This is a genomic window from Streptomyces lothianensis (genome assembly GCF_047779955.1).
In the GTDB taxonomy this organism is placed as follows: domain Bacteria; phylum Actinomycetota; class Actinomycetes; order Streptomycetales; family Streptomycetaceae; genus Streptomyces.
On the sequence record NZ_JBLMKT010000023.1, the window covers coordinates 85,276 to 109,619 of the forward strand.

General features: G+C 69.5%; 24 protein-coding genes. 4 read left to right on the forward strand and 20 right to left on the reverse strand.

Going from position 1 to position 24,344, the window contains the following annotated elements; genetic code table 11:
• Positions 1-52: 52 nt before the first annotated feature.
• The 9 genes from tatA to ACLF6P_RS06400 form a co-directional block, all read right to left on the reverse strand.
• Entirely contained in the window at positions 53-331 is a 279-nt protein-coding gene (gene tatA / locus ACLF6P_RS06360) for a Sec-independent protein translocase subunit TatA (protein WP_415948740.1), read from the reverse strand.
• Positions 332-585: 254 nt separating this feature from the next.
• A complete protein-coding gene (locus tag ACLF6P_RS06365; RefSeq protein ID WP_415948742.1) occupies positions 586-783 on the reverse strand; it encodes a hypothetical protein in 198 nt (65 codons plus the stop codon).
• A 10-nt stretch (positions 784-793) separates the two neighbouring features.
• Positions 794-1,024, reverse strand: coding sequence for a hypothetical protein (locus ACLF6P_RS06370; RefSeq protein ID WP_415948927.1), 231 nt, complete (start codon positions 1,022-1,024; stop codon positions 794-796).
• A gap of 371 nt (positions 1,025-1,395) precedes the next feature.
• Positions 1,396-2,349, reverse strand: a complete 954-nt coding sequence (locus ACLF6P_RS06375; protein ID WP_415948743.1) for a helix-turn-helix transcriptional regulator — start codon at positions 2,347-2,349, stop codon at positions 1,396-1,398.
• A 17-nt stretch (positions 2,350-2,366) separates the two neighbouring features.
• A complete protein-coding gene (locus ACLF6P_RS06380) occupies positions 2,367-3,320 on the reverse strand; it encodes a helix-turn-helix transcriptional regulator (RefSeq protein ID WP_415948745.1) in 954 nt (317 codons plus the stop codon).
• 159 nt (positions 3,321-3,479) lie between these two features.
• A complete protein-coding gene (locus ACLF6P_RS06385; protein WP_415948746.1) occupies positions 3,480-3,851 on the reverse strand; it encodes an FKBP-type peptidyl-prolyl cis-trans isomerase in 372 nt (123 codons plus the stop codon).
• 60 nt (positions 3,852-3,911) lie between these two features.
• Positions 3,912-4,877: an FKBP-type peptidyl-prolyl cis-trans isomerase gene (locus ACLF6P_RS06390; protein ID WP_415948747.1), complete on the reverse strand. Its 966-nt coding sequence runs from the start codon at positions 4,875-4,877 to the stop codon at positions 3,912-3,914.
• Between the two features lie 221 nt (positions 4,878-5,098).
• A complete protein-coding gene (gene pafA, locus ACLF6P_RS06395; RefSeq protein ID WP_415948749.1) occupies positions 5,099-6,460 on the reverse strand; it encodes a Pup--protein ligase in 1,362 nt (453 codons plus the stop codon).
• A 9-nt stretch (positions 6,461-6,469) separates the two neighbouring features.
• On the reverse strand, positions 6,470-7,729 hold the full coding sequence (locus ACLF6P_RS06400; protein WP_415948751.1) for an MFS transporter: 1,260 nt from the start codon (positions 7,727-7,729) through the stop codon (positions 6,470-6,472).
• Positions 7,730-7,914: 185 nt separating this feature from the next.
• Here ACLF6P_RS06400 and ACLF6P_RS06405 point away from each other — a divergent pair, with 185 nt between their 5' ends.
• Complete coding sequence (locus tag ACLF6P_RS06405) at positions 7,915-8,922, forward strand: LacI family DNA-binding transcriptional regulator (RefSeq protein ID WP_415948752.1); 1,008 nt, start codon at positions 7,915-7,917, stop codon at positions 8,920-8,922.
• 80 nt (positions 8,923-9,002) lie between these two features.
• Here ACLF6P_RS06405 and prcA read toward each other — a convergent pair whose 3' ends face one another.
• The 6 genes from prcA to arc all read right to left on the reverse strand — a co-directional run bounded on the left by prcA (position 9,003) and on the right by arc (position 15,133).
• Positions 9,003-9,767: a proteasome subunit alpha gene (gene prcA, locus ACLF6P_RS06410; protein ID WP_415948753.1), complete on the reverse strand. Its 765-nt coding sequence runs from the start codon at positions 9,765-9,767 to the stop codon at positions 9,003-9,005.
• 51 nt (positions 9,768-9,818) lie between these two features.
• A complete protein-coding gene (gene prcB, locus ACLF6P_RS06415; RefSeq protein ID WP_415948755.1) occupies positions 9,819-10,664 on the reverse strand; it encodes a proteasome subunit beta in 846 nt (281 codons plus the stop codon).
• Positions 10,616-11,128 (reverse strand): endonuclease VII domain-containing protein, encoded by a 513-nt coding sequence (locus ACLF6P_RS06420; protein ID WP_415948757.1) that lies wholly within the window; start codon positions 11,126-11,128, stop codon positions 10,616-10,618. Before ACLF6P_RS06420 ends, prcB begins: the two co-directional genes overlap by 49 nt.
• A 106-nt stretch (positions 11,129-11,234) precedes the next feature.
• Positions 11,235-11,453, reverse strand: a complete 219-nt coding sequence (locus ACLF6P_RS06425; RefSeq protein WP_415948758.1) for a ubiquitin-like protein Pup — start codon at positions 11,451-11,453, stop codon at positions 11,235-11,237.
• Positions 11,454-11,580: 127 nt separating this feature from the next.
• Positions 11,581-13,092: a depupylase/deamidase Dop gene (gene dop, locus ACLF6P_RS06430; RefSeq protein ID WP_415948759.1), complete on the reverse strand. Its 1,512-nt coding sequence runs from the start codon at positions 13,090-13,092 to the stop codon at positions 11,581-11,583.
• 274 nt (positions 13,093-13,366) lie between these two features.
• On the reverse strand, positions 13,367-15,133 hold the full coding sequence (gene arc / locus ACLF6P_RS06435) for a proteasome ATPase (RefSeq protein WP_415948761.1): 1,767 nt from the start codon (positions 15,131-15,133) through the stop codon (positions 13,367-13,369).
• A gap of 254 nt (positions 15,134-15,387) precedes the next feature.
• Here arc and ACLF6P_RS06440 point away from each other — a divergent pair, with 254 nt between their 5' ends.
• Positions 15,388-15,699 carry a ferredoxin gene (locus tag ACLF6P_RS06440; RefSeq protein WP_415948762.1) on the forward strand — a complete coding sequence of 104 codons (312 nt, stop codon included), beginning with the start codon at positions 15,388-15,390 and terminating at the stop codon, positions 15,697-15,699.
• Positions 15,700-15,789: 90 nt separating this feature from the next.
• Here ACLF6P_RS06440 and ACLF6P_RS06445 read toward each other — a convergent pair whose 3' ends face one another.
• The 3 genes from ACLF6P_RS06445 to ACLF6P_RS06455 form a co-directional block, all read right to left on the reverse strand.
• Entirely contained in the window at positions 15,790-16,374 is a 585-nt protein-coding gene (locus tag ACLF6P_RS06445; RefSeq protein ID WP_415948764.1) for a hypothetical protein, read from the reverse strand.
• A 204-nt stretch (positions 16,375-16,578) separates the two neighbouring features.
• A complete protein-coding gene (locus ACLF6P_RS06450) occupies positions 16,579-17,484 on the reverse strand; it encodes a tRNA (adenine-N1)-methyltransferase (protein ID WP_415948765.1) in 906 nt (301 codons plus the stop codon).
• Between the two features lie 82 nt (positions 17,485-17,566).
• Positions 17,567-19,267 carry a site-2 protease family protein gene (locus ACLF6P_RS06455; protein WP_415948766.1) on the reverse strand — a complete coding sequence of 567 codons (1,701 nt, stop codon included), beginning with the start codon at positions 19,265-19,267 and terminating at the stop codon, positions 17,567-17,569.
• Positions 19,268-19,471: 204 nt separating this feature from the next.
• On the opposite strand from ACLF6P_RS06455, the gene ACLF6P_RS06460 reads away from it, so the two are divergent.
• Positions 19,472-20,362 carry a RecB family exonuclease gene (locus ACLF6P_RS06460; protein WP_415948767.1) on the forward strand — a complete coding sequence of 297 codons (891 nt, stop codon included), beginning with the start codon at positions 19,472-19,474 and terminating at the stop codon, positions 20,360-20,362.
• Between the two features lie 194 nt (positions 20,363-20,556).
• Positions 20,557-21,228, forward strand: coding sequence for a response regulator (locus ACLF6P_RS06465; protein ID WP_415948769.1), 672 nt, complete (start codon positions 20,557-20,559; stop codon positions 21,226-21,228).
• Between the two features lie 163 nt (positions 21,229-21,391).
• On the opposite strand, the gene ACLF6P_RS06470 is transcribed toward ACLF6P_RS06465, so the two are convergent.
• Together ACLF6P_RS06470 and ACLF6P_RS06475 are read right to left on the reverse strand one after the other, a co-directional pair.
• The gene (locus ACLF6P_RS06470; RefSeq protein WP_415948770.1) at positions 21,392-23,026 is read right to left on the reverse strand and encodes an ABC transporter substrate-binding protein; all 1,635 of its coding nucleotides are present in this window, start codon (positions 23,024-23,026) and stop codon (positions 21,392-21,394) included.
• Between the two features lie 599 nt (positions 23,027-23,625).
• On the reverse strand, positions 23,626-24,315 hold the full coding sequence (locus ACLF6P_RS06475; RefSeq protein WP_415948771.1) for an HAD family hydrolase: 690 nt from the start codon (positions 24,313-24,315) through the stop codon (positions 23,626-23,628).
• Between the last annotated feature and the right edge of the window lie 29 nt (positions 24,316-24,344).

Below are 24,344 nucleotides of genomic sequence, written 5' to 3' on the forward strand. Positions count from 1 at the left end.
GCGGCTGCCCTAAGGTCCGGCCGCCCGAATCTCTGCCTTGGTCCTGTGGGGCTCAGCCCTGCGGCGTGTGCTTCGGCTCGTCGACGGGGCGGGCGCTGGTGACGTCACCGGGGGCCGCCTGGATGGTCTTGGGCGCCGAGGTCTGCTCGGCCGTGCCCGACTCGGTCTTCTCGCGCGTGGCGCTGTCGCCCTTCATCGCCGCAGCCTCGCTCTTGAGGATGCGCGCGGACTTGCCCAGGGAGCGGGCCATGTCCGGCAGCCGCTTCGCACCGAACAGCAGCAGAATCAGTCCTGCGATGATGGCGATCTGCCAGATGCCGACCTGACCCATGATTCCCCACTTTCCCACCGAGGCCGTGTGGCTTGTGTGGTAGAGCTCTCTCGGACCCCGGTTGCGAGACCCGCGTGAGCGGCAATCGTAACTCTGAGGAGTGAACTCCAGGCAATGCCCGTGCGAACTCCCTGCAGCCGGACCGGCATGAATTGCGGTCGGACCATGACCTGAGCAGGGTACCGGCCCGGACACGCAAGTTGCAGACCCCACCGGGTCGACGACCGACCCGCGCCGGGACGTCCTCAAGCCGGCTAGAGGACGTCCCGGCCGGTTCTGGCCATGTTCTCGGCCGCGCGTTCCAGGTCGTTCGAGGCGGCGGTGATCTTCGTCGAGGTCTCGGCGACCTGGGCTCCCAGGCGCCGGACCTCGACGAAGACCCGTACCGCGAAGCAAGCGAGCACCGCGAGCCCGGCGAAGCCGAGTGCGATCGCGGTCATGGGCCAGAGCATGAGGGCAAGCCTAGACGGTGGTGTGCAGGCGCAGGGTGCGCACCCCGCCTCCGGTGAGGAGTTCGACGATCCGCTCGCCCGCCGGCTTGCGTACCGCCGAGCCGCAGTCGGGGCAGGTGAAGGAGTAGAAGGTGGTGCGGTGGCTCGCGCCCATCACCAGGCGCAGGGCGGATGCGGTGAGCACGAAGCGGGAGGCGCATTCGGGGCAGGCGGCACGGAAGACGGCCGGGTCGCCGGACACCGAGCGATCGAAACCTGGCCCTTCCGGACTTCCGGACGTGGTCTCCGGGTCGGGCGAGTACCAGCGCCCGACCGTGCCCTCGCTCCACACCCCGGCCGATCCGTCGATCGTGCCGGGTCCGCCTCCCGCCGTCGGTGTCCGCACCGTCACAGCTCCTCCCGGTCCTGCCGTACGCCTCGGTCCAGGCGTTCCCGTACGTCTCGGTCCTGCTCCCCCGTGTCTGGTCCTGCCCCGCACTCCGAGACTTGCCCCGCACTCCGGGACTTGCCCCGCACTCCGGGACCTGCCCTGCGCTCGGGGCTGCCCGGTGTCCCGGACCGCCCCGTGTCCCGGTGCCGCTCCCCCGCGTCCCGGTCCCGCGCGCAGCCGCCTCAGCCCTGCTCGTACGCCTCGAGCGCGGCCCGCGCCGCCTCGCGTGCGCTGTCCGCGAGTTCCTGCGGGGCGAGGATGTGCCCGTCGCGCCCGAGCCGCAGCGCGAGCCGCTTGAGCGAGGCCGGGTCCGGGGTGCGCAGTGTGATCCGCAAGCCCCCGTCGGGCAGTTCCTCCGCGCTGTCGTGCGGGTAGTACTCGGCGACCCAGCGCCCGCCGGGCCCGACCTCGATCACCACTTCCGGATCATCGGCCGAGGGCTGGACGAGCCCTTCGGACAGGTCCCGCAGCTCCAGCTCCGGCGGAGCCGCGGCGGCGTCGAGGATCCGGATCTCGGCGACCCGGTCGAGCCGGAAGGTGCGCCGCGCCTCGGAGCGGTAGCACCAGGCCTCCATATAGGTGTGGCCGAGCGCGAAGAGCCGGATCGGGTCGACCTCGCGTTCGGTGAGCTCGTCGCGGGCCGGCGAGTAGTAGCGCAGCCACAGGCGGCGGCGTTCGGAGATGGCACGGTCCACCTCGGCGAAGACACCGCCCTCGGATTCGAAGGTCACCGAGAGCCGGTCGCCGGCCGCCGCGGTCTCACCGGCGGCGGCCTCCAGCTTGGCGGTGGCGCGCAGCAGAGCCTGCCGGTCGCTCTCGCGCAGTCCCGGCAGGGTGGCGACGGCACGCGCGGCAACAAGCAGCGCGGTGGCCTCGTCGGCGGCCAGGCGCAGCGGCGCGGCCACATCGTCCGGGTTGTGCCACCAGATGCGCTCGCCGTCGGTGTCGATGTCGAGCAGATCGCCGCCGCGGAAGCTGGTCCCGCACAGGGGCAGCACATCGAGGTCGGAGATCAGCTCGGCCTCCGCGACCCCGAAGGCGCGCGCGACATCCGCGACCCGGGCGCCGGGGCGCTCGCGCAGATACGTGACCAGGGACAGCATCCGCCGGGTCTGGTCGATGGCGTTGGCAGCCATAGTTGTTCCGCTTCCCCTCAGCCCTTGGCCACGGCACGCAGCCGTTCCACGACATCCGCCCGCAGCTCCGCGGGCTCCAGTACGACGACATCGGGCCCGAACTCGACGAGCCACGCGTCGAGCCCGTGCCCGTAAGGGATCTCCAACTCGTCCCAGCCGTCCCCGAGTTCGCGTACGCGGGCGGCCTTGGAGCGCAGTGGATAGCCCGCGCCCGTACGGAGCCGGATCAGCGCGGTCCGGTCGGTGATCTCCCCGGCCCAGCCGGCGACGGTCTCGCGGACGGTGACGACATCGGGGACCTCCGCGGTGAACCGGCCCGCGCGCGAGCGCACCTTGCCGGTGATCCTGGAGAGCCGGAAGACCCGCTCGGCGCCACGGTCGCGGTCCCAGCCGGCCAGATACCAGTGGCCGCGCCAGCACTCCAGGGCCCAGGGCTCGACATGCCGGGTCTCGGGGCGGGCGGCGGTCGCCTTGCGGTAGTCGAAGACGACGGGCCTGCGGTCGCGGCAGGCCAGCATCAGCGGTTCGAAGGCCGATTCATGGACGGGGATCCGGGGTTCGAGTGCACCATGCGCCTCGTAGGGGTCGACGTCCTCGGGCATCCCGGCGGCGCGCAGCTTCTGCAGGGCGCCGCTCGCCGCGCCGGCGAGGCGGGCCTGCTGCCAGACCTTGGCGGCGAGCCCGAGCGCGGCGGCCTCCTCTGCGTCGAGGGTGACGGGCGGCAGGTTGTTGGAGTCCCGGCGGGCGAGGTAGCCGACCTCGCCGTCGAGGTTCTCCACGGTCTCGATGACCAGGCCGAGTTCGCGCAGATCGTCCTTGTCCCGCTCGAACATCCGGTTGAAGCTGTCATCCGAATTCGCCTCGAGGTAGGCCTCGATGGAGCCGCGCAGCTCGCGCTTGCTCAGCGGTCGGCGGGTCCCGAGCAGACACAGCGCCAGATTCATCAGCCGCTCCGCCTTGGCAATCGCCATCGACGCCCTCTCCCACCCCTCCTGGACTGCTGCTACGAAGCCCGACCGTACCGCTCCGGAGTGTCGGGGCAAAAGCCGAGGGCCCTTGCCAGGCGGCAGGGGCCCTCGGATGTTCGAACCGGATCCGGTCAGATCACCGGACGGGTCCTGTGGACCGGCTCAGACCGAGACCAGGTCGCAGACGAAGATCAGCGTCTCGCCGGGGGCGATCTTGCCGCCGGCGCCACGGTCGCCGTAGGCGAGGTGCGGCGGGATGATCAGCTGGCGGCGGCCGCCGACCTTCATGCCCTGCACACCCTGGTCCCAGCCGGCGATGACCTGGCCCGCGCCGAGCGTGAACGGCAGCGGGGTGCCGCGGTTCCAGCTCGCGTCGAACTCCTCGCCGGTGGAGAAGGACACGCCCACGTAGTGGACCTGCACGTTGTCGCCGGCCTTGGCCACCGGGCCTTCGCCCTCCCAGAGATCCTTGATCTCAAGGTCCTTCGGGGGCTCGCCACCGGGGAAGTCGACCTCGGGCTTGTCGATGCTCACGTAAAAGCTCCTGCAGTTCTGCGGATGTGCAACCGGGACAGTCTTACATCTTTGCCGGTGTCACATCCTGGCGAGGATGTCCACGGCGAAGACCAGCGTGGCATTGCCCGGGATCGGCCCCTGGCCCTGCTCCCCGTAGCCCTGGTCCGGCGGTACGACGAGCAGCACCCGGCTGCCGACCTTCTTGCCGTCGAGACCCTTCGACCAGCCGGGGATCACCTGGTTCAGCGGGAACTGGATGGGCTGGCCGCTCTTGTAGCTGGAGTCGAAGGTCTTGCCGTCCTTCCAGATCTTGCCCACATAGGCGACGGCGACGGTGTCCGTCGGCTTCAGTGCCTCGCCGCTGCCCTCGATGATGTAGTTCGAGACAAGTTCCTTCGGCGCGTCCTTGTCACTCGGAACGGTGAGCTCGGGCTCCTTGCCGTCCTCGTTCGTGCCGACCTCGGGCAGGTTGGCGTCCTTCTGCTCGACGACCTTGCCGCCCTCGATCTTCTTCGGGATGGGCGTGCCCTGGGTGACCTTGACGACATCCATCACGAACACGAGTGTGGCGCCGGGCGGGATGTCGCCCTGGCCGCGGTCGCCGTAGCCGAGGTCCGGCGGGATGGACACCTCCAGGCGGCTGCCTTCCTTCTGGCCCATCAGCGCCTGCTGCCAGCCGGTGATGACCCCGCCGCCGCCGATGGTCACCTCGAAGGGCTGCCCGCGGTCGAAGCTGTTGTCGAAGGGCTTGTCGCCGTCCCACAGCTGGCCGAGGTAGTTCACCTCGGCCTTGTCGCCGTCGCCCAGTTCCTCGCCCTTGCCTTCGCTGATCACCTCGACCTTGAGTTCCTCGGGCGGCTCGCCCTTGCCCTTGGCCAGGGTCGGCTTCTCGCCGAACTTCGTGCCGTCGGTGATCGTGGGCAGCCCGCCCTGGCTCACCGAGGACGAGGAGGAATCGGAGTCGGAGGCCTTCTCGTCACCGCAGGCCGCTGTGGTCAGCAGCAGCAGCGGTACGAGCACAAGGCCGGCAAGTCGGCGTCGCACAATGGTCCTCTGGAGGTTGCAGGAGTGGGGAGGGTTTGTTCGGCGGGTCGTTTCCCGGACGCGCCCTGGTGCCGGACACCTTACGGCCAAGCCGGGCCCCGCCGCGTACGGCATGCCTGCGGGCAGGCAGCGACCCGGACATGCGTGCGGGCCGCACCCGCACATGCCTGCGGGCCCGCACCCGGATGTCCGGTGCGGGCCCGCGGACTTGACCGCTCATGTCACATGCCGGCGATCAGCTTCTCCACCCTGTCGTCGACCGACCGGAACGGGTCCTTGCACAGCACGGTGCGCTGCGCCTGGTCGTTGAGCTTGAGGTGCACCCAGTCCACCGTGAAGTCCCTGCGCTGCTCCTGCGCACGGCGGATGAAATCGCCGCGCAGCCGCGCCCGGGTGGTCTGCGGGGGCACCGACTTGCCCTCGAAGATCTTCAAGTCATTGCAGATACGGGCGGCTTGCCCCTTCTTCTCCAGCAGGTAGTACAGCCCGCGCCGACGGTGGATGTCGTGGTACGCGAGGTCTATCTGCGCGACCCGCGGATGCGACATGGTCATGTTGTGCTTGGCGCGGTAGCGCTCGATCAGCTTGTACTTCATGACCCAGTCGATCTCGGTGTCGATCCTGTCCAGGTCCTCCGCCTCGATGGCGTCGAGGCTGCGGCCCCACAGTTCGAGCACCTGGGCGACCGTGCCGGTGCGGATGCCGCGCCGGTCGACGAAGTCCACGGCCTTCTCGTAGTACTCGCGCTGCACCTCCAGCGCGGAGGCCTCCCGCCCGGAGGCGAGCCGCACCTTGCGGCGGCCGGTGATGTCGTGGCTGACCTCGCGGATCGCCCGGATCGGGTTCTCCAGGGTGAGGTCCCGCATCACCGTGCCCGCCTCGATCATGCGCAGCACCAGGTCGGTGGCGCCGACCTTGAGCAGCATGGTCGTCTCGGACATGTTGGAGTCGCCGACGATGACATGCAGCCGCCGGTAGCGCTCCGCGTCCGCGTGCGGTTCGTCGCGGGTGTTGATGATGGGCCGGGAGCGCGTCGTCGCCGAGGAGACGCCCTCCCAGATGTGTTCGGCGCGCTGGCTCACGCAGTACACGGCGCCGCGCGGGGTCTGCAGCACCTTGCCCGCCCCGCACAGGAGCTGACGGGTCACCAGGAACGGGATCAGGATGTCCGCGAGCCGGGAGAACTCGCCGTGCCTGGCCACCAGGTAGTTCTCATGGCAGCCGTACGAGTTTCCCGCCGAGTCGGTGTTGTTCTTGAAGAGGTAGACGTCGCCCGCGATCCCCTCCTCGTGCAGGCGGCGTTCGGCATCGACGAGGAGGCCCTCCAGAATGCGCTCGCCGGCCTTGTCGTGGGTGATGAGCTCCGTCACGTTGTCACATTCGGGAGTCGCGTACTCCGGATGTGATCCGACATCGAGATAGAGGCGGGCGCCGTTGCGCAGAAACACATTGCTGCTTCGGCCCCATGACACGACACGGCGGAAGAGGTACCGCGCCACTTCGTCAGGCGACAGACGGCGCTGTCCCCTGAACGTGCATGTGACGCCGTACTCGTTCTCCAGCCCGAAAATTCGGCGGTCCATGACTGAACATTACGCCTGATGCCCTGCGCTGAAACCGGGTTCGACGGCACCTTTCCGATCACTTTCCGACGAGCCGGTGACACCGGTGCTCCGCCCGGAAGCACCGAGCACCTTCACGGTGGCGAGCAGCACGAGAAGCGCCGCGAATCCGCCGACGGCCGCGACGGCGAAACCCCAGGCCGTCGAACCGCCCTCGATCGCCGGTCCAGCGGCGGCCGTTCCCACCGCCGCGCCCACGCCGAACGTGGTCACGAGCCACGAGAACGCCTCGGTCACGGTGCCGCGCGGAGCATGCCGGTCCACGACGATGAACGCGCACGCGAGGGACGGCGCGAGGAAGACGCCCGCGACGCCGGCCAGTACGCACATCGGCACGACCGAAGGAGTGAACACCAGCGGTACGTAGCCGAGCGCGAGCAGGCCCACGAGGATCCGCAGCCGCCGCTCCGGCGCACCCGTCCACTGCCGGACCCCGTAGAGCGCGCCGCCCAGCAGGGCGCCGAGCCCGAGCGCGGCCATCAGCCAGCCGTACACGGACTCGCGGCCCTGGTCGTCGGCGTAGGCCACACCGGCCACCGTGATCGAGCCGAGCGCGAGCCCGACGAAGAAGAACGAGCCGAGCAGCGCGAGCAGTCCGGACGAGCGCAGCGCGCCCAGCCAGTGCGCCTCCCGAGGCGCCGAACGCCACGCACGCGAGGGCTCGGAGACCACGACGGACAGCGCGCCCGCGACGCCTATGAGGTTGATGACCAGCAGCGCACCGGCCGCCGACCACAGCGAGACGATCAGCGTCACGAGCAGCGGCCCGACCGTGAACATGACCTCCTGCGCCACCGCGTCCATCGCATACGCGGCATGCACCCGGTCCTCGCGCTTCAGCACGCCCGGCCACAGCGCCCGCAGACCGCCCTCGAGCGGCGGCGTGAACAGTCCGGCCACCGTGACGGCCGCGTACGCGAGCGGCAGCGAGCCGATGCCGACGAAGGCGAAGGCCGCCATGCCGAGCGCCGAGACGACGGCCGCGGGCAGCATCACCCGCGGCTGCCCGCGCAGGTCGACGGCGCGCCCGAGCAGCGGCTGGCCGAGGGCCATGGCCAGGCCGTACACCGCGGCGAGCGCGCCGGCCAGCGTGTAGCTGCCGCCCTCGGAGCGGGTGAACAGCACGATCGCGATATGCCCGGTCGCGCTCGGCAGCCGGCCCACCAGCGTGCCCGTGAGCAGCCGCGCCGCATGCCGTGTCCGCAGCAGCTCCGCGTATCCCGCGGTCATCGGCGGCTCCTCTCGCTCGCTGGGGATCAAGTTTTACGTATAACGTCCCTGTGCATACGTAGCATGACCTCAGCCCACCGGTCCAGCCCGGGAGCCGATACCCACCCGGCCCGGAACCGGATCCCGGACACCTCCGGTACACCCCCGAATCCAGTACACCCGAAACCGACCAGCAAGGAGCAGCCGTGGCCCGGCCCACGAGCAAGGACGTGGCCCGCACCGCCGGGGTCTCCCAGGCCGCCGTCTCCCTCGTCCTGCGGGACAAATGGCGCGGCCGCGTCTCCGAGGCCACCGCCGAACGCGTCCGCGCCGCCGCCCGCGAGCTCGGCTACCGCCCCAACCTCGCCGCCCGCAACCTCCGCCTCGGCTCCACCCGCACCGCGCTCCTCGTCGTCCCCGCCCTCACCAACGACTTCTTCGCCCGCGTCTACACCGGCGCCGCCCGCATCGCCGCCGCCCACGACTTCGGCGTCGTCCTCTACCCCTCCCCCGGCGGCATCGGCCCCGCCAAGGACCCCTTCGCCTCCGCCCGCTCCGCCATCGACGGCGTCATCGCCTCCTCCATGGCCGCCGGTGCGCTCGCCGACATCAGCCGCGGCACCGACCTGCCGCTCGTCATGCTCGACAGCGACCCCGCCGACACCACCGCCGCCGCCCACGTCAACGTCGACCTCGCCGACGGCATGCGGCAGATGACCGAGCACCTCCTCGCGCTCGGCCACCGCCGCTTCCTGCATCTGGGCGCGGATGTCGACTCATGGACCTTCGGCGTACGGGCCGAGGCCGTCGCCCGCACCCTGCGCACCACCGCCGGAACCAGCCTGCGCCGCGCACCCGCCCCGCTCTCCGTGCACGGCGCCCGCAGCGCCGCCGAGCAGGCCCTCGCCGCCCCGGGACCGCAGCCCACCGCCGTCATCTGCGATGACGACATCATCGCGGCCGGCACCTGCAAGGCCGCACGGCGCCAGGGGCTGCGCATCCCCCAGGACATCTCCGTGGCCGGTTTCGACGACCTCGCCCTGTCCACCGCGGTCGATCCCGAGCTCACCACGATCCGACTGCCCGCCGAGCGGGTCGGGGAGAGCGGGATGCAGGCCCTCCTGCACGTCCTGGAGGGCAGGGAGCCCCGGAGCGACGCGCTCCCGGTCGAACTGGTCGTACGGGACTCCACGGCGCCGCCGCCCTCCGCATAGGCGCCGGAAACACCGCGCCCCCGGTCACCGGATCTCCGGTGACCGGGGGCGGGCCCACGACAGGGCGGGTGGTGGCGGGCTCAGGACTCGCCCGCGCCCTCGCCCTCCTCGTCCGAAGGCGCATCGGTCGGCGTGGTGGCCGCGCCATCCGCTTCGAGCAGCCGCTTCAGCTGCCGCCCCACGATGCGCTTGAACTTCCGCTGCTGCGGCCGCGTACGGTCCAGGACCGCGACCTCCAGGCGCTCCGCGGGGATCTCCCGCTCGCCCCCGTTCGCCTCCCGCGACAGCGCCTGCACAGCGAGCTTCAGCGCCTCCGCGAGCGACATCCCGTCCTGGTGCCGCTGATCCAGGAAACTGCTGATCTGCTCCGCATTGCCGCCCACCGCGACCGAGCCGTGCTCGTCCACGATCGAACCGTCATGCGGCAGCCGGTAGATCTGGTCGCCCGAGGCATCCGAACCCACCTCGGCGACGACCAGCTCCACCTCGTAGGGCTTCTCGGCGGCGCTCGAGAAAATCGTGCCGAGCGTCTGCGCGTACACGTTCGCCAGACCGCGCGCCGTCACATCATCGCGGTCATACGTATAGCCGCGCAGATCCGCATAACGGACTCCGCCGATCCGCAGATTCTCGTACTCGTTGTACTTACCGGCCGCGGCGAAACCGATCCGGTCGTAGATCTCGCTGAACTTGTGCAGCGCGCGGGACGGATTCTCTCCGACGAACACAATCCCGTCGGCGTACTGCATCACCACAAGGCTGCGTCCACGGGCGATGCCCTTACGGGCGTACTCCGCCCGGTCGGCCATGGCCTGCTGAGGTGAGACATAGAACGGCGTCGACACCGGCTATCCGTCCCTTTCTGTCAGTGACAAGTACATTCCGGCCGCCCGCTCTCAGAGCAGCGCGGCGCGCGGGCCATCGGGCAGTTCCATACGGCGCTCCACCACGGAACGGGCGAGCGCCGAGGACTCCTCCTCCGAGAGCCTCCGGAAACCCTCGTCGGTGATCACCGTGACGATCGGGAAGATCCGGCGGGCCACATCCGGACCGCCCGTCGCCGAATCGTCGTCCGCGGCGTCGTACAGCGCCTGGACGACCAGCGTCGTGGCCTCCTGCTCGGTCAACTCCTCGTGGAACAGCTTCTTCAGCGCACCGCGGGCGAAGACCGAACCCGAGCCCGTGGCCGTATAGCCCCGCTCCTCGGTACGGCCACCGGTCACGTCATAGCTGAAGATCCGGCCCTTCTCGCGATCCAGGTCGTACCCCGCGAAGAGCGGCACGACCGCCAGGCCCTGCATCGCCATGCCGAGATTCGAACGGATCATGGTGGACAGCCGGTTGGCCTTGCCCTCCAGCGAGAGCTGCGCGCCCTCGACCTTCTCGAAGTGCTCCAGCTCCAGCTGGAACAGCTTCACCATCTCCACGGCGAGGCCCGCGGTACCGGCGATACCCACCGCCGAGTACTCGTCCGCAGGGAAGACCTTCTCCATGTCGCGCGAGGCGATCATGTTGCCCATCGTGGCCCGCCGGTCACCGGCGAGCACCACGCCGCCGGGGAACGTCACGGCAACGATCGTCGTACCGTGCGGCGCCTCGAACGCACCCTGCACGGCCGGCAGCGTGCGGTTCGCGGGCAGCATCTCCGGCTGGTGCTCACCCAGGAAGTCCACGAAGGACGAGGATCCCGGGGTCAGGAAGGCAGCTGGTAGACGCCCGGTGCTACGAGGATTGGCTTCCACGGGTTTCCTTCCACGTAGGCGGCCGCGCGCCTTATGGCGTCAGGCCGATCTTTGAACTGCCCCAGTGCCGCGTTGCAGCTGAAGCACAACACGCCACGGACCTTACCCGTCTCGTGACAGTGATCCACATGCTCGGCGGGAGCAGCAAGACAGATACAGCAGACGCCCTGCTGCTCCTCGATCAGCGCATCCAACTCGCCAGGCGACAGGCCGTACTTGCGCCTGAAGTAGCTGATCCGGTTGCGCTCGGCTCGACACGCCTTGCAGTAACTGGCCCAACCATCCGACGAAGACTTGTTGCGCTCCCACTCGGAGTGCGGCTTGATCTCCTCGCACTGCGGGCATCGCTTACACCCAGCAGGGACAGTCACCTTGGCTCGCACCGTCTTACCTTTGGCCTCTTGGCGCTGCCGGTAGTACTCGGCTGAGCACTCCCGGCAGTACGCCTGCAGACCATCAGGCATCGACTTATTGGAAGCAAATGCCCCCCGCGCCAGGTGTCTCTGACAGCGAGAACAACGCCTCAGCTCCGAGTCACCCACCAGACCACCCTTTGAATCGAAGGTAAAATCACTCTCCGCCCTTCTGAACGAAGGACCTCACGAAATCCTCGGCGTTCTCTTCGAGCACATCATCGATTTCGTCGAGAACCGAGTCGACGTCCTCGCTCAGCTTCTCCTGGCGTTCCGCCAGGTCCTCGGAGGCCTGTGCGTCCTCCACCTGCTCCTCGGTCTCCTCGGTGGAACGCGTGGCCTTCTGCTGTCCGCCGCCGGTGTCCTTGGTCGCCATGTCCCTCACCCCGCTCGGTGTCGACGTTCGCCGTTCTTGATCAGACCCTACGCCGAGGGTCCGACATCGGCCCCGCAGTTACCTCAACGCGCGGGACCTACCCCAGTGATTCCCACCGGACGCGCGTTCAGCCGCCGGAAAGGACGCGCACCAGGTCTTCCGCGGTCCTGCACCTGTCCAGGAGCTCCTTGACGTGATTACGCGTTCCGCGTAGCGGTTCCAGGGTTGGGACGCGCTGCAGGGAGTCGCGGCCGGGCAGGTCGAAGATGACGGAGTCCCAGGAGGCGGCGGCCACGTCGTCGGCGTACTGCTCCAGGCAGCGGCCGCGGAAGTAGGCGCGGGTGTCCTCGGGAGGCTTTGTCTCGGCGCGCTCGACGTCGCTCTCGTCGAGGAGCCGTTTCATCTTGCCGCGGGCCGCGAGCCGGTTGTAGAGGCCCTTCTCGGGCCGTACGTCGGCGTACTGGAGGTCGACGAGGTGGAGCCGTGCGGCGTCCCAGTCGAGGTTGTCGCGGCGCCGGTAGCCCTCCATGAGCTCGCGTTTGGCGATCCAGTCGAGTTCGCCGGACAGGCTCATGGGGTCGTTCTCGAGCCGGTTGAGGGTGTCCTCCCAGCGGCCGAGGATGTCCTTGGTCTGCTCGTCCGCGTCGGCGCCGTAGCGCTCCTCCACGTATTTGCGGGCGAGCTCGAAGTACTCCATCTGGAGTTGTACGGCGGTGAGGGTGCGGCCGCTGCGGAGAGTGACGAGATGCTGCAGCGTGGGGTCGTGGGAGACCTGGTGGAGGGTGCGTACGGGCTGGTCGACGGCGAGGTCCACGGCGATGAAGTTGTCCTCGATCATGGAGAGGACGAGGGCGGTGGTGCCCAGCTTCAGGTAGGTGGAGATCTCGGAGAGGTTGGCGTCGCCGATGATGACGTGCAGTCGGCGGTATTTCTCGGCGTCGGCGTGGGGCTCGTCGCGGGTGTTGATGATGGGGCGCTTGAGGGTGGTCTCCAGGCCGACCTCGACCTCGAAGTAGTCGGCGCGCTGGCTGATCTGGAAGCCGTGCTCGTGGCCGTCCTGGCCGATGCCGACGCGGCCCGCGCCGGCGAAGACCTGGCGGGAAACGAAGAACGGGGTGAGGTGGCGCACGATGTCCGAGAAGGGGGTCTCCCGCTTCATCAGGTAGTTCTCGTGCGTGCCGTAGGAAGCGCCCTTGTTGTCGGTGTTGTTCTTGTAGAGGTGGATGGGCTGGGCGCCGGGCAGGCCCGCCGCGCGTTCGGCGGCCTCGGCCATGATGCGCTCGCCGGCCTTGTCCCAGAGGACGGCGTCGCGCGGGTTGGTGACCTCGGGCGCGCTGTACTCGGGGTGTGCGTGGTCGACGTAGAGGCGTGCGCCGTTGGTGAGGATGACGTTGGCGAGGCCGATGTCCTCGTCGGTGAGCTGGCTGGCGTCGGCGGCTTCCCGGGCGAGGTCGAAGCCTCGCGCGTCGCGTAGCGGGTTCTCCTCCTCGAAGTCCCAGCGGGCGCGGCGCGCCCGGTGCATCGCCGCCGCGTAGGCGTTGACGATCTGGGACGAGGTGAGCATGGCATTGGCGTTGGGGTGTCCGGGCACGGAGATGCCGTACTCGGTCTCGATGCCCATTACTCGCCGTACGGTCATGCGGCCCTCCTTGCCCGGCGGCGCTCCCTTGTGGGCGCGGCGCTCAAGTACCGCTTCTTGTCCGGAGCGTGTGCGGTGCCCGTCCCCGCACTGCGCGACCCGGCGGTACCGAAGAGCCTAGAGCGGCTTTGCGCTGGTGGGGAGATCAATTGCGTCATTGCCTGTGCTGGGCTGGTGAGTTGGCTGGGTTGCTGGGGTTCGCTGGGTTGGCTGGGTTCTGGAAAGCAGTCGGCTGCGGGTGCCCGGAGCCGGGCACCCGCAGCCGCCCTGTGTGCTACAGGTACTGGCCGGTATTGGCCACGGTGTCGATGGAGCGTCCGGTGTCCGCGCCCTGCTTCCCGGTGACGAGGGTACGGATGTAGACGATCCGTTCGCCCTTCTTGCCGGAGATGCGGGCCCAGTCGTCGGGGTTGGTGGTGTTGGGGAGGTCCTCGTTCTCCTTGAACTCGTCCACACAGGCCTGGAGGAGGTGGGAGACGCGGAGGCCCTTCTGGTTCTTGTCGAGGAAGTCCTTGATGGCCATCTTCTTGGCGCGGCCGACGATGTTCTCGATCATGGCGCCGGAGTTGAAGTCCTTGAAGTAGAGGACTTCCTTGTCGCCGTTGGCGTAGGTGACTTCGAGGAAGCGGTTCTCCTCGGATTCGGCGTACATCTGCTCGACGGCGGTCTGGATCATGCGCTGGACCGTGGCCGCCTTCTCGCCGCCGTTCTCACCGAGGTCGTCGGTGTGCAGCGGGAGGCGTTCGGTGAGGTACTTGCCGAAGATGTCCTTGGCGGCTTCGGCGTCGGGGCGCTCGATCTTGATCTTCACGTCGAGCCGGCCGGGGCGCAGGATGGCGGGGTCGATCATGTCCTCGCGGTTGGAGGCGCCGATGACGACCACGTTCTCCAGGCCTTCCACACCGTCGATCTCGGCGAGCAGCTGGGGGACGATGGTGTTCTCCACGTCCGAGCTGACGCCGGATCCACGGGTTCGGAAGAGGGATTCCATCTCGTCGAAGAAGACGATGACGGGTGTTCCCTCGCTTGCCTTCTCGCGGGCACGCTGGAAGACGAGGCGGATCTGCCGCTCGGTCTCGCCGACGTACTTGTTGAGGAGCTCGGGGCCCTTGATGTTGAGGAAGAACGATTTGCCCTGGGCCTGTCCGGTGACCTCGGCGACCTTCTTGGCCAGGGAGTTCGCGACCGCCTTGGCGATGAGGGTCTTTCCGCAGCCGGGCGGGCCGTACAGGAGGACACCCTTGGGCGGGCGCAGTTCGTGCTCCCTGAACAGGTCGGGGTAGAGGTAGGGGAGCTCGACCGCGTCGCGGATCATTTCGATCTGGTTGCCGAGGCCGCCGATCTGCTCGTAGCCGATGTCGGGGACCTCTTCGAGGACCAGTTCCTCGACCTCGCTCTTGGGCACGACCTCGTAGACGTATCCGGAGCGTGGTTCGAGGAGCAGGGCGTCGCCGGGGCGGATCGTCTCGCCGAGCAGGGGTTCGGCGAGGCGGACCACGCGCTCTTCGTCGGTGTGGCCGGTGACGAGGGCGCGCTCGCCGTCCTCGAGGATCTCCTTGAGGGTGACGATGTCGCCGACGCTCTCGAATTCCATGGCCTCGACCACGTTGAGCGCTTCGTTGAGCATCAGCTCCTGGCCGCGCCTGAGCTCGTCGAGGTCGACGCTTGGGCTGACGTTCACCCGTAGTTTGCGGCCGCCGGTGAAGATGTCGGCGGTGCCGTCCTCATTGGCGCTGAGGAAGACTCCGAAGCCGGCCGGTGGCTGTGCGAGCCGGTCGACCTCCTCTTTGAGGGCCACGATCTGGTCGCGGGCCTCACGGAGCGTGTTCGCGAGCCGTTCGTTCTGTGCCGAGACGCCGGCCAGGCTGGTCTGCAGCTCGACGATCCGCTCTTCGAGAATCCTCGTATGACGCGGAGAGTCGGCGAGCTTGCGTCGCAGGACGGCGATCTCCTGCTCAAGGTAGGCAATCTGACCGGCCGGGTCATCGGACCCTCGGGCCGGGCGGATGCCGCGGTTCATGTCGTCGTCGTGGGCTGCCACGGTCCTCACCTCCTCCAGGGGGAGCTGGACGCTTCCTGACCCTACCTGGGCGGGTACTGATTGAAACCCCTAGATCACAAAGACGTCCGGGGTGTGTCTGATCTTCACCCTTGCGTTCTCCCTCGCGCCAGGTAGATACCCACCGAACAACATCAAAAAGCGAGCGGTTGTATCGTCGAAACGTTCAACACCCGTCAGGCCTGGCCCGACTTGTACCGTGTTGGGCAGCTCGACCAAGGGAAACGGCAGGAGACATGACGGTGACGCACGAGGCCCCCGCCACCGAAGGCGGAGAGGATCTTGAGGTCTGGATCGACCAGGATCTCTGCACCGGCGACGGCATCTGCGCGCAGTATGCGCCGGAGGTCTTCGAGCTGGACATCGACGGCCTTGCGTATGTGAAGGACGGCGAGGACGAGCTGCTGCAGACGCCCGGCGCGGCGGCGCGCGTGCCGCTGCCACTGATCCGTGATGTCGCGGACTCCGCCAAGGACTGCCCGGGTGACTGCATCCATGTACGGCGCGTCTCGGACAAGGTCGAGGTGCACGGACCGGACGCGGAGTAGCCGCAGCGGCCCGCAGTGCGACGAAGGGCCCGTATGCGCCGCAGGGCGGCGGATACGGGCCCTTCCGGCGTACGGGCGGGCAGGCGCGGGTCAGGCGCCGATGGCCGCACTCTGCTTCGAGCGTACGAAGGTGCCGCCCTGCCACTGCCACCTGGCCTTCTCGGTCTCGTCGGGGCAGCAGCGGGGGACGGACGGGGAGGAGTAGCCGAGCAGCGTGGCCGTGACGACACCGTCGGTGACGGCGAAGTCGGTGATGCCGAGCTTGTCCTTCGGGTCGACGAGGGTGGCGACGATGCGGGGCGGACCGGCGGCGGGCCGGTGGAGGACGTAGACGCCGCTGGGCGGGGTGCCGGAGCCGGCGGGGCAGCGGGCCACGACGACCGTCTCGGGGCCGCCGTCGCCGTCGAGGTCCCCGGTGGCCTGCTCGATGACCTGGGGCTCCTCGCCCGCGCAGTTCATCGGGATCTTCGCGTCGGCGGGGTCGGGGGCCGACTGAGGGGCCGCCTGGGGGGCCACGGGCGGCGGTCCGGGTCGGGGGGCGGCGGAGGCGGAGGCGCCGTCGGGCTGGACGAAGGAGGCGCCCGAGACGACCGCGGCGAGCGCGACGGCTGTGGCGAGCCAATGCATGGGATTGGTGCGCGTGTGGGCGAGCTCCGGTACGGCGGAGTGCTGCACGAGGAGGGTCTCCTGTGAGGGCTGTGCCGGCGGGGGTGTGCGGCATCGTGTCACACCTCACAGGGGTGCGGAACGGCGGGGTACGTTCCGGTCCGTAAAGGCTGTGTCAATACGACGGCGCCGCCGCCGAGTTCCTCGGGTGCTGCGGGAACTGGGCGGCGGCGCCGGTGCGTTGACAGGGTGTTCGCCTCAGGCGGCGCGGCGTCAGCGGCCGCGGGAGCCGCCTGCGGCGTTGGGGCCTTCGTAGTCCTCGCCGTAGGCGCCCTTGGCGGGGCGGCGGCGGCGCATGGGCGGCTCGACGCCGTCCGCGAGGCGGCGGGCGGTGAGCAGGAAGCCGGTGTGGCCGATCATCCGGTGGTCGGGGCGGACGGCGAGGCCTTCCACGTGCCAGTTGCGGATCATCGACTCCCACGAGGTCGGCTCGTTGAAGCAGCCGATCTCACGGATGGACTCGACGGTGCGGGCCAGCTGCGTGGTGGTGGCCACGTAGCAGCAGAGGATGCCACCGGGGACGAGTGCCTTCTTGACGACCTCGAGGCACTCCCAGGGGGCGAGCATGTCGAGGATGACGCGGTCCACGTCGGTGTCGGAGAGGTTGTCCTGCAGGTCGCCGACGGTGAGCTGCCAGGAGGGGTGCGGGCCGCCGAAGTAGCGCTCCACATTGCCCTTGGCGATCTCCGCGAAGTCCTCGCGGCGCTCGTAGCTGTGCAGCATGCCCTCGTCGCCGATGGCGCGCAGCAGGAAGCTGCTGAGGGAGCCGGATCCCACGCCCGCCTCGACGACGCGTGCGCCGGGGAAGATGTCGGCGAAGGCCAGGATCTGCCCCGCGTCCTTGGGGTAGACCACGGCGGCCCCGCGGGGCATGGACAGGACATAGTCGGGGAGCAGGGGGCGCAGCGCGAGGTAGGCCACGTTGCCGGTCGTGCGGACAACGCTGCCCTCGGGAGCGCCGATCAGCTCGTCGTGCGGGAAGGAACCCTTGTGGGTGTGGAAGTTCTTTCCCTCTTCGAGCGTGAACGTGTAGTGGCGGCCCTTGGGGTCGGTCAGCTGTACCTGGTCCCCGACCTTGAAGGGCCCGCGTCGGCGGGCGGCACCGGTCGGTTCGGACATGTGAACAGCCTACCGGCCGTGGCGGGGGGTGTTTGCCATGGCCGGGGTGCGCTGCTCGGGGGTGGCTTTGGGGGCGCGGTGCTCAGCGGGAGCGGTCCATCGCCTTGACGAAGGCGCGCTCGACGTCCGAGGTGGACAGGACTCCGTAGATCTGGCCGGTGTCCTCGACGACCAGGTATTCGGTGGCCGGGGTGGCCCGCAGGGTGTCGATGAGTTCCTCGCCGGCGAGTTCCGCGGAGACCGTCATGCCGTCGGTGAGGTCCTGGGCCAGGCCGCTGACCGCGACCCACGGACGACGGTGCTCCGGGACGCCGACGATGGCCGCCTCCCGTACCACCGCGACCGGCTCGCCATGGCCGTCGACGACGACGAGCGCGCGGGCACCCGCGTCGTTGGCGCGGCGCAGCGCCTCGGAGAGCGGGGTGGCGGGCTCCACCGGGACGGCGCGGCGGGTGAGCGTGCGGGCGCGCAGCTCGGGCAGGCGTTCGCGCAGCCGTGCCATGCGCAGGCTGTTGCCGGCGCCGGTCCAGATGATCGCGGCGAGGATGGCGGCGAGCAGGGCGTCGGTGACCGTGTCCATGCCGACGGAGTCGGTGGCCTCGGCGCCGAGGGCACCGGACTGGGTGAGCAGCGGCAGGCCGATCAGTACGGAGATGGCGAGCGCGCGGCCCACCCAGGCGGCGGCGACGGTGCCGCTCATCGGCTTGCCGGTGATCTTCCAGACGACGGCGCGCAGCATCCGGCCGCCGTCGAGCGGCAGGCCGGGCAGCAGGTTGAAGGCCGCGACGATCAGGTTGGAGATCATCAGGCCGGCGAGCAGGACGCCGGGGACGGTACCCGCCTCGACGGTCTGCATGCCGGCGTAGAAGACACCGGCGAGGACGAGGGAGAGCAGCGGGCCGACGAAGGCGAGGATGAACTCACGGCCCGGGGTCTCGGACTCCTTCTCGATCTCCGAGACTCCGCCGAAGAACTGCAGCTGGATCTTGCGTACCGGCAGCTTGAAGCGGAGTGCGGCGACGGTGTGGGCCAGCTCGTGGACGAGGACCGAGGCATAGAAGGCGACGGCGAAGAAGAGCGAGACGAGGTAGCGGGCGGCGCCGAGCTCGGGCAGGACGCGGTCGAGCTGGCCGCCGAAGACCCAGGTGATCAGGGCGGCGACGAGGAACCAGCTGGGGGCCACGTAGATCGGTACGCCGAAGATCCGGCCCATGAGCAGGCCGCCGCCGGGCTTCTTGCCCTGCTCACCAGCACCGCCGGCGCCCTTGGCACCGCCCGGGGCCGGGGTGCGGGGGTGCTGGGCCAGGGCTCGTACGGGGGCGGGCTGGGGGGGCTGCTCGTGGGGCGCCGTGGTGGTGGCGGGCTCCTCGGGGGCGGCGGGCTCCGTGGGGGCAGGCTCCGTGGGGCTGGGCTCCGTGGGGGCAGGCTCCGTGGTGGCGGGCTCGGCGGTGGCGGCGGGCTGCTCGTCGGTGGCCGGTTCCCCGGCCGCGGCGGGTCCCGCGGAGGTTGTCGGGTCCGGCGTCTCGGCTGCCGCCCCCGAGCCGTCGCCGCTCCGGTCGGGCGTCTTGCTGCCCTGCTCAGAGGCTTCGGCGTCTCGTGCGGAGGACTCCTCGCGCACGGAGCGCTCGGCGCGTACGGACGAATCGGTGCCGCGGGGCTCCGCGGTCTCGTCGTGTGCGGGCGCATCGGGGTGCGGCGGTTGCGGCGGCACGGCCCGGCCGGCCGCGGGGCCTCTGTCCCCGCCGCCGCTACGCGGCAGTCCGCTCGCGCCGCTCTCGTCCACTGTGCGCCCCTTCAGTCCCCGTGCTGGCCTTGTCCGGGAGTCGATCCCGTGTGTACGGGGGTCGGCCCCGTGTGCGCCGTCGGCCCGGCCGCTGCCTGCCTGCAGGCGGCGCGCGTGCGTACTCTCTCACGATCATGCAGTGCCGTACGGTCTGCCGTCGATGGTAGGCGTCCGTTGTCGGCGGCGGGCCGTAGGGTCTTGTGCATGGACAACAGCACCGAGGCCGCCTCCGTGCCCGCAGCGCCAGCCGCCGGGGGCGCGGGCGGGGCGAAGGCAGCGCCGCCCGCGTCGCTCTCGCCCTCGCGCGCGAGCGATTTCATGCAGTGCCCACTGCTCTACCGTTTCCGGGTCATCGACAAGCTGCCCGAGAAGCCGAGCCCGGCCGCGACCCGCGGGACGCTGGTGCACGCCGTCCTGGAGCGCCTCTTCGACGCTCCCGCCGCCGAGCGCACCGCGCCGAGCGCCAAGGCGCTGATCCCAGGCCAGTGGGACCGGCTGAAGCAGTCGAAGCCGGAGCTCGCGGAGCTGTTCGCGGACTCGGACGAGCAGTCCGCGGGCGAGCAGCTCGACCGGTGGCTGGCCGAGGCGGAGGCGCTGGTGGAGCGCTGGTTCACGCTGGAGGACCCCACCCGGCTCGAGCCGGCCGAGCGTGAGCTGTTCGTGGAGGCGAGCCTGGATTCGGGGCTGAAGCTGCGCGGCATCATCGACCGGGTGGACGTGGCGCCCACCGGCGAGGTGCGGATCGTCGACTACAAGACGGGCAAGGCGCCGCGCGCGGAGTACGCGGACGGCGCGCTGTTCCAGATGAAGTTCTACGCGCTGGTGGTCTGGCGCCTGAAGGGCGTGATCCCGCGCCGACTGCAGTTGGTGTATCTCGGCAGCGGCGATGTGCTGACGTACGACCCGGTGATGGCCGATCTGGAGCGGGTGGAGCGCAAACTGCACGCGCTGTGGGAGGCGATCCGCGAGGCCACCGAGAGCGGCGACTGGCGGCCGCGGCGGACCAAGCTGTGCGGCTGGTGCGATCACCGTGCGGTGTGCCCGGAATTCGGGGGCACTCCCCCGCCGTATCCGCTGCCGCGCACCGGCGGCTGAGGCGTTGCCGCGCGTCGGGGGCCGAGCGGCTGTCGGGAGCCGGCCACCGAGCCGCTGCGATCCGGCCGGAGGTCGGGCCGGGGAGCAGCGGCGGCTCCGAGGGTGCCGCGTGCCGTGAGTGGTTCACAGGGCAGAATGGGGCCGGTCCAGTCCTTGCCGACGGGGCTGGCGCGCCGAGCGAAGGAGATCTTGCCGTGGCGATCCGCGTCCTGCTGGTCGATGACCAGCCGCTGCTGCGCACCGGGTTCCGGATGATTCTGGAGGCCGAGCAGGATCTCGCAGTCGTCGGCGAGGCCGGTGACGGCCTGCAGGCGCTCGACCAGGTGCGGGCGCTGCAGCCCGATGTGGTGCTGATGGACATCCGGATGCCGCGGATGGACGGGGTCGAGGCGACCCGGCAGATCACCGGTCCGGAGCGTGACGGTCCGGCGAAGGTGCTCGTGCTGACCACGTTCGATCTGGACGAGTACGTGGTGGAGGCGCTGAAGGCGGGGGCGAGCGGATTCCTCCTGAAGGACGCGCCCGCGCAGGAGCTGGTGCAGGCGATCCGGGTGGTCGCGGCCGGCGAGGCAATGCTCGCGCCGAGCATCACACGCCGCCTCCTCGACAAGTACGCGGGGCATCTGCCGTCCGGTGAGGAGCCGGTGCCGGACACGCTGAACACGCTGACCGAGCGTGAGGTGGAGGTCCTGAAGCTGGTGGCGCGCGGTCTGTCGAACGCGGAGATCGCCGCCGATCTGTTCGTCAGCGAGACGACGGTGAAGACGCATGTCGGCCATGTGCTGACGAAGCTGGGGCTCAGGGACCGGGTGCAGGCCGCGGTCTACGCGTACGAGAGCGGCCTCGTACGGCCCGGTGCGCAGTAGACGTCCGCGCCGACACGAGACAGACACGACGGCCACGACGGCCACGTCCGCGCGGGACACAAGACGGCGAGCCGTGGCACGAGACGGCGAGGAGGGCCGCCCCCGAACCGGGGGCGGCCCTCTTTCTGTCCTGCTCAGGCGGTGGGCCCGAAGCCGGTGACGGTCACTCGCCGATGCCGCGTCCCAGCTCCCAGAACTGCATGTTGGAGGAGGAGTTGAGCACCCACTCGACACCGGTGATGTCATCACGCGCGGCGACGTAGGTCTTGCCCTGCCACAGCGGCAGAAGCGGCACGTCCTCGGCGATGATGCCCTGGATGGACTCCAGCGAGTCACCGGCGGCGAGGCGGTCGGCTTCCTTGCGGGACTGCGGGATCAGCTGGTTGATGATCCGGCTGTTCTCGTAGGGCGAGTTGAGGAAGTTCCCCTCGCCGACGAACGGCGCGATGAAGTTGTCCGCGTCCGGGAAGTCGGGGAACCAGCCCATGCCGTAGACCGGGTACTCACCCTTGAGCGTGGCGGTGAGGTAGGTCTTCCACGGCTCGCCCTTGATGTCCACGTCGAACAGGCCGCTGGCGTTGAGCTGGTCGCGCAGGACCTCGAACTCCTGCTTGGTGACCGCACCGTAGTGGTCGGTCGTGTAGTTCAGGGTCAGCTTGACGGGCGTCTGGACGCCGGCCTCGCTCAGGATCTCGGCGGCCTTGTCCTTGTTCGGCTCGCTGTACTTGTTGAAGAAGGAGTTCTTGTGCCCGGTGATGCTGCTGGGCACCATCGAGTACAGCTCCTTGGCGCTCGCGCCGTACACCTCGTTGACGAGCGCGGCGCGGTCGACGACCTGCGCGACGGCCTGGCGTACGGACTTGTCGCCGATGACCGGGGCGTCGGTGTCGAAGCCGAGGTAGCGGATCTCGAGGCCGGGCATCTCGATCAGCTCGACGTTGTCGACGGCACCGGTCGTGAGCTCCTTGACCTGGGCCGGCTCGATGGTGCGGCCCATGACGTCGATGTCGCCCTTCTTCAGGGCGGCGCTCATGCCCTCGGCCTTCTCGAAGCCGCGCAGCTCGATCTTGTCGCTCTTGACCGTCAGCGAACCCTTGTAGTGCGGGTTCTTGGTGTAGACCGTCTTGACGACTACTTCCGCGCCGTCTTCCTTCTTGGTCTCGGTCTCGAGGGTGTACGGGCCGGAGCTGTCGACCTGGAAGCCCGTGCGGAGCTTGTCCTCGCTGTAGACGTCCGGGTTCACGAGGCCCGCCGCAGGGGTCGCCAGCTTGTGCGGGAACGTGGCGTCGGAGGCGTTGAGGTGGAAGACGACCTTGTCGTCGCCGACGGTCTCGACGGTGTCGATGCCGGAGAGCAGCGAGGAGACACCACTGTTCTTCTCGTCGGGGAGCGTCTCGCCGAGGTGCAGGGTCCGCTCGATGGAGAACTTGACGTCCTCGGCGGTCAGCGCGTCCCCGTTGGAGAACTTGAGGCCGCTGCGCAGCGTGCACTCGTAGCGCTTGTTGACGTTGTCCGTGAACCCGCACTGCTCGGCGGCCTCGGGCTGGGGCTGGCCACCGCCGCGCGGCGCGATGAGGAGCGTCTGCACGGTCTGGCGCAGGACGTTCCACGAACCGGCGTCGTATGCGTACGCCGGGTCGAAGGGCGCGGGGGCGTCGGAGGTGGCGGCGAACGCATCAGTGGTACCGACCACGATCGCGCCGTCGCTGTCGCCGCCTCCATCGCTGCCGCCACAGGCGGCGAGAACGGGGGCAAGCAGGCCGACGACGACCGGCAGCACCAGTGTCTTGCGGTTCATGCGCGAGTTACTCCAACGATCGATCCCATGGACTGCGGCACAGGTGTGGGTGCGCAGGGCATGGAAGTTATGACGGTGTTCCGGGGTTCTCGCGAAGACATTAGTCCGCGGGGTCAGGTCGGTTGCCGCGCCCCGGAGTTGGGAGTAATCACGCAGCGGGAGCGGATGCGGACACAACGAAATCCGCGGTACGGAATGTTTCGTGCATCAGGTTGCCAATCGGGACACAACGCCACCCTCGACGCACCCCCGAAGGGCGTTTGGGCACAGTTGGGCATCCCTGTCGACAGGCTTGCGCGTGACAAACATCACGCCGATAACTCGATCGGGGTGCGCGGGAATTGCGCTTCGCCGAGTGACGGTAAAGGCACGGGTCAATGCGCAGGGTTTCCTCGGCTTTCCACGGGACACGCTCGGTGAACGATCAGTGCATTCCCGTGATCGGCGGCCTGCGGGCTTTTCCGCGGGACGAAAGATTCCGCTTGCTCTGCCCGGCTGCGCTGCCCTGCTGCGCTGCTCCGCTGCGCCACCCAGGACCTCAGCCCCGGACCTCAGCCCAGGTCCTCAGCCCAGGTGTCCTGCCCGACTGCTCCGCCGGATCAGCCCACGAGGGCGTGCAGGAACGGCAGGTCGACCTTCTCGAGCGAGGACACGACGGAACGCAGCGGGCTCGGCGTGATCGGTGCGACCGAGGGCACGGCGACGACCCGGCAGCCGGCCGCCTCGGCGGCGGCGACACCGGTCGCGGTGTCCTCGACCACCGCGCAGCGGGCCGGCTCCACACCGAGGCCGGCGGCCGCGTGCAGATACGGGTCGGGGTGCGGCTTGGTGCGCTGCACTTCGTCGCCTGCCACCGTCAGGGCGAAGTGGCGGCGGCCGAGCGAGTCGAGGACGCGGTCGATGATGCGGCGGTGCGAGGCGGAGACGAGGGCCGTCGGCACCTCGTGTGCGGCGAGTTCGGTGAGCAGCCGGGCGGCGCCGGGCATCAGGGGCAGGGTGCGGCTGATCCGGTTCTCGAAGCCGTCGTTGAGCAGCACGGTCAGTTCCGGCAGCGTGATGTCGGCGCCGGTGGCCTCGATGAGGAAGCCCGCGCTGCGGCTCATGGGGCCGCCCACGACGACATGACGCCAGGATTCGTCGAGGGTGTGGCCCAGTCGGGCGAACACCTCGACCTCGGCGTCCCACCAGAAGCCCTCGGTGTCCACGAGGGTGCCGTCCATGTCGAGCAGGACGGCCTGCAGGTTGCTTTGGGCCGTCCGGGTACCGACTGCGGGGACCGTGCTGGTCATCCGCAACACCTCCGTAAGGGACGAGAAGG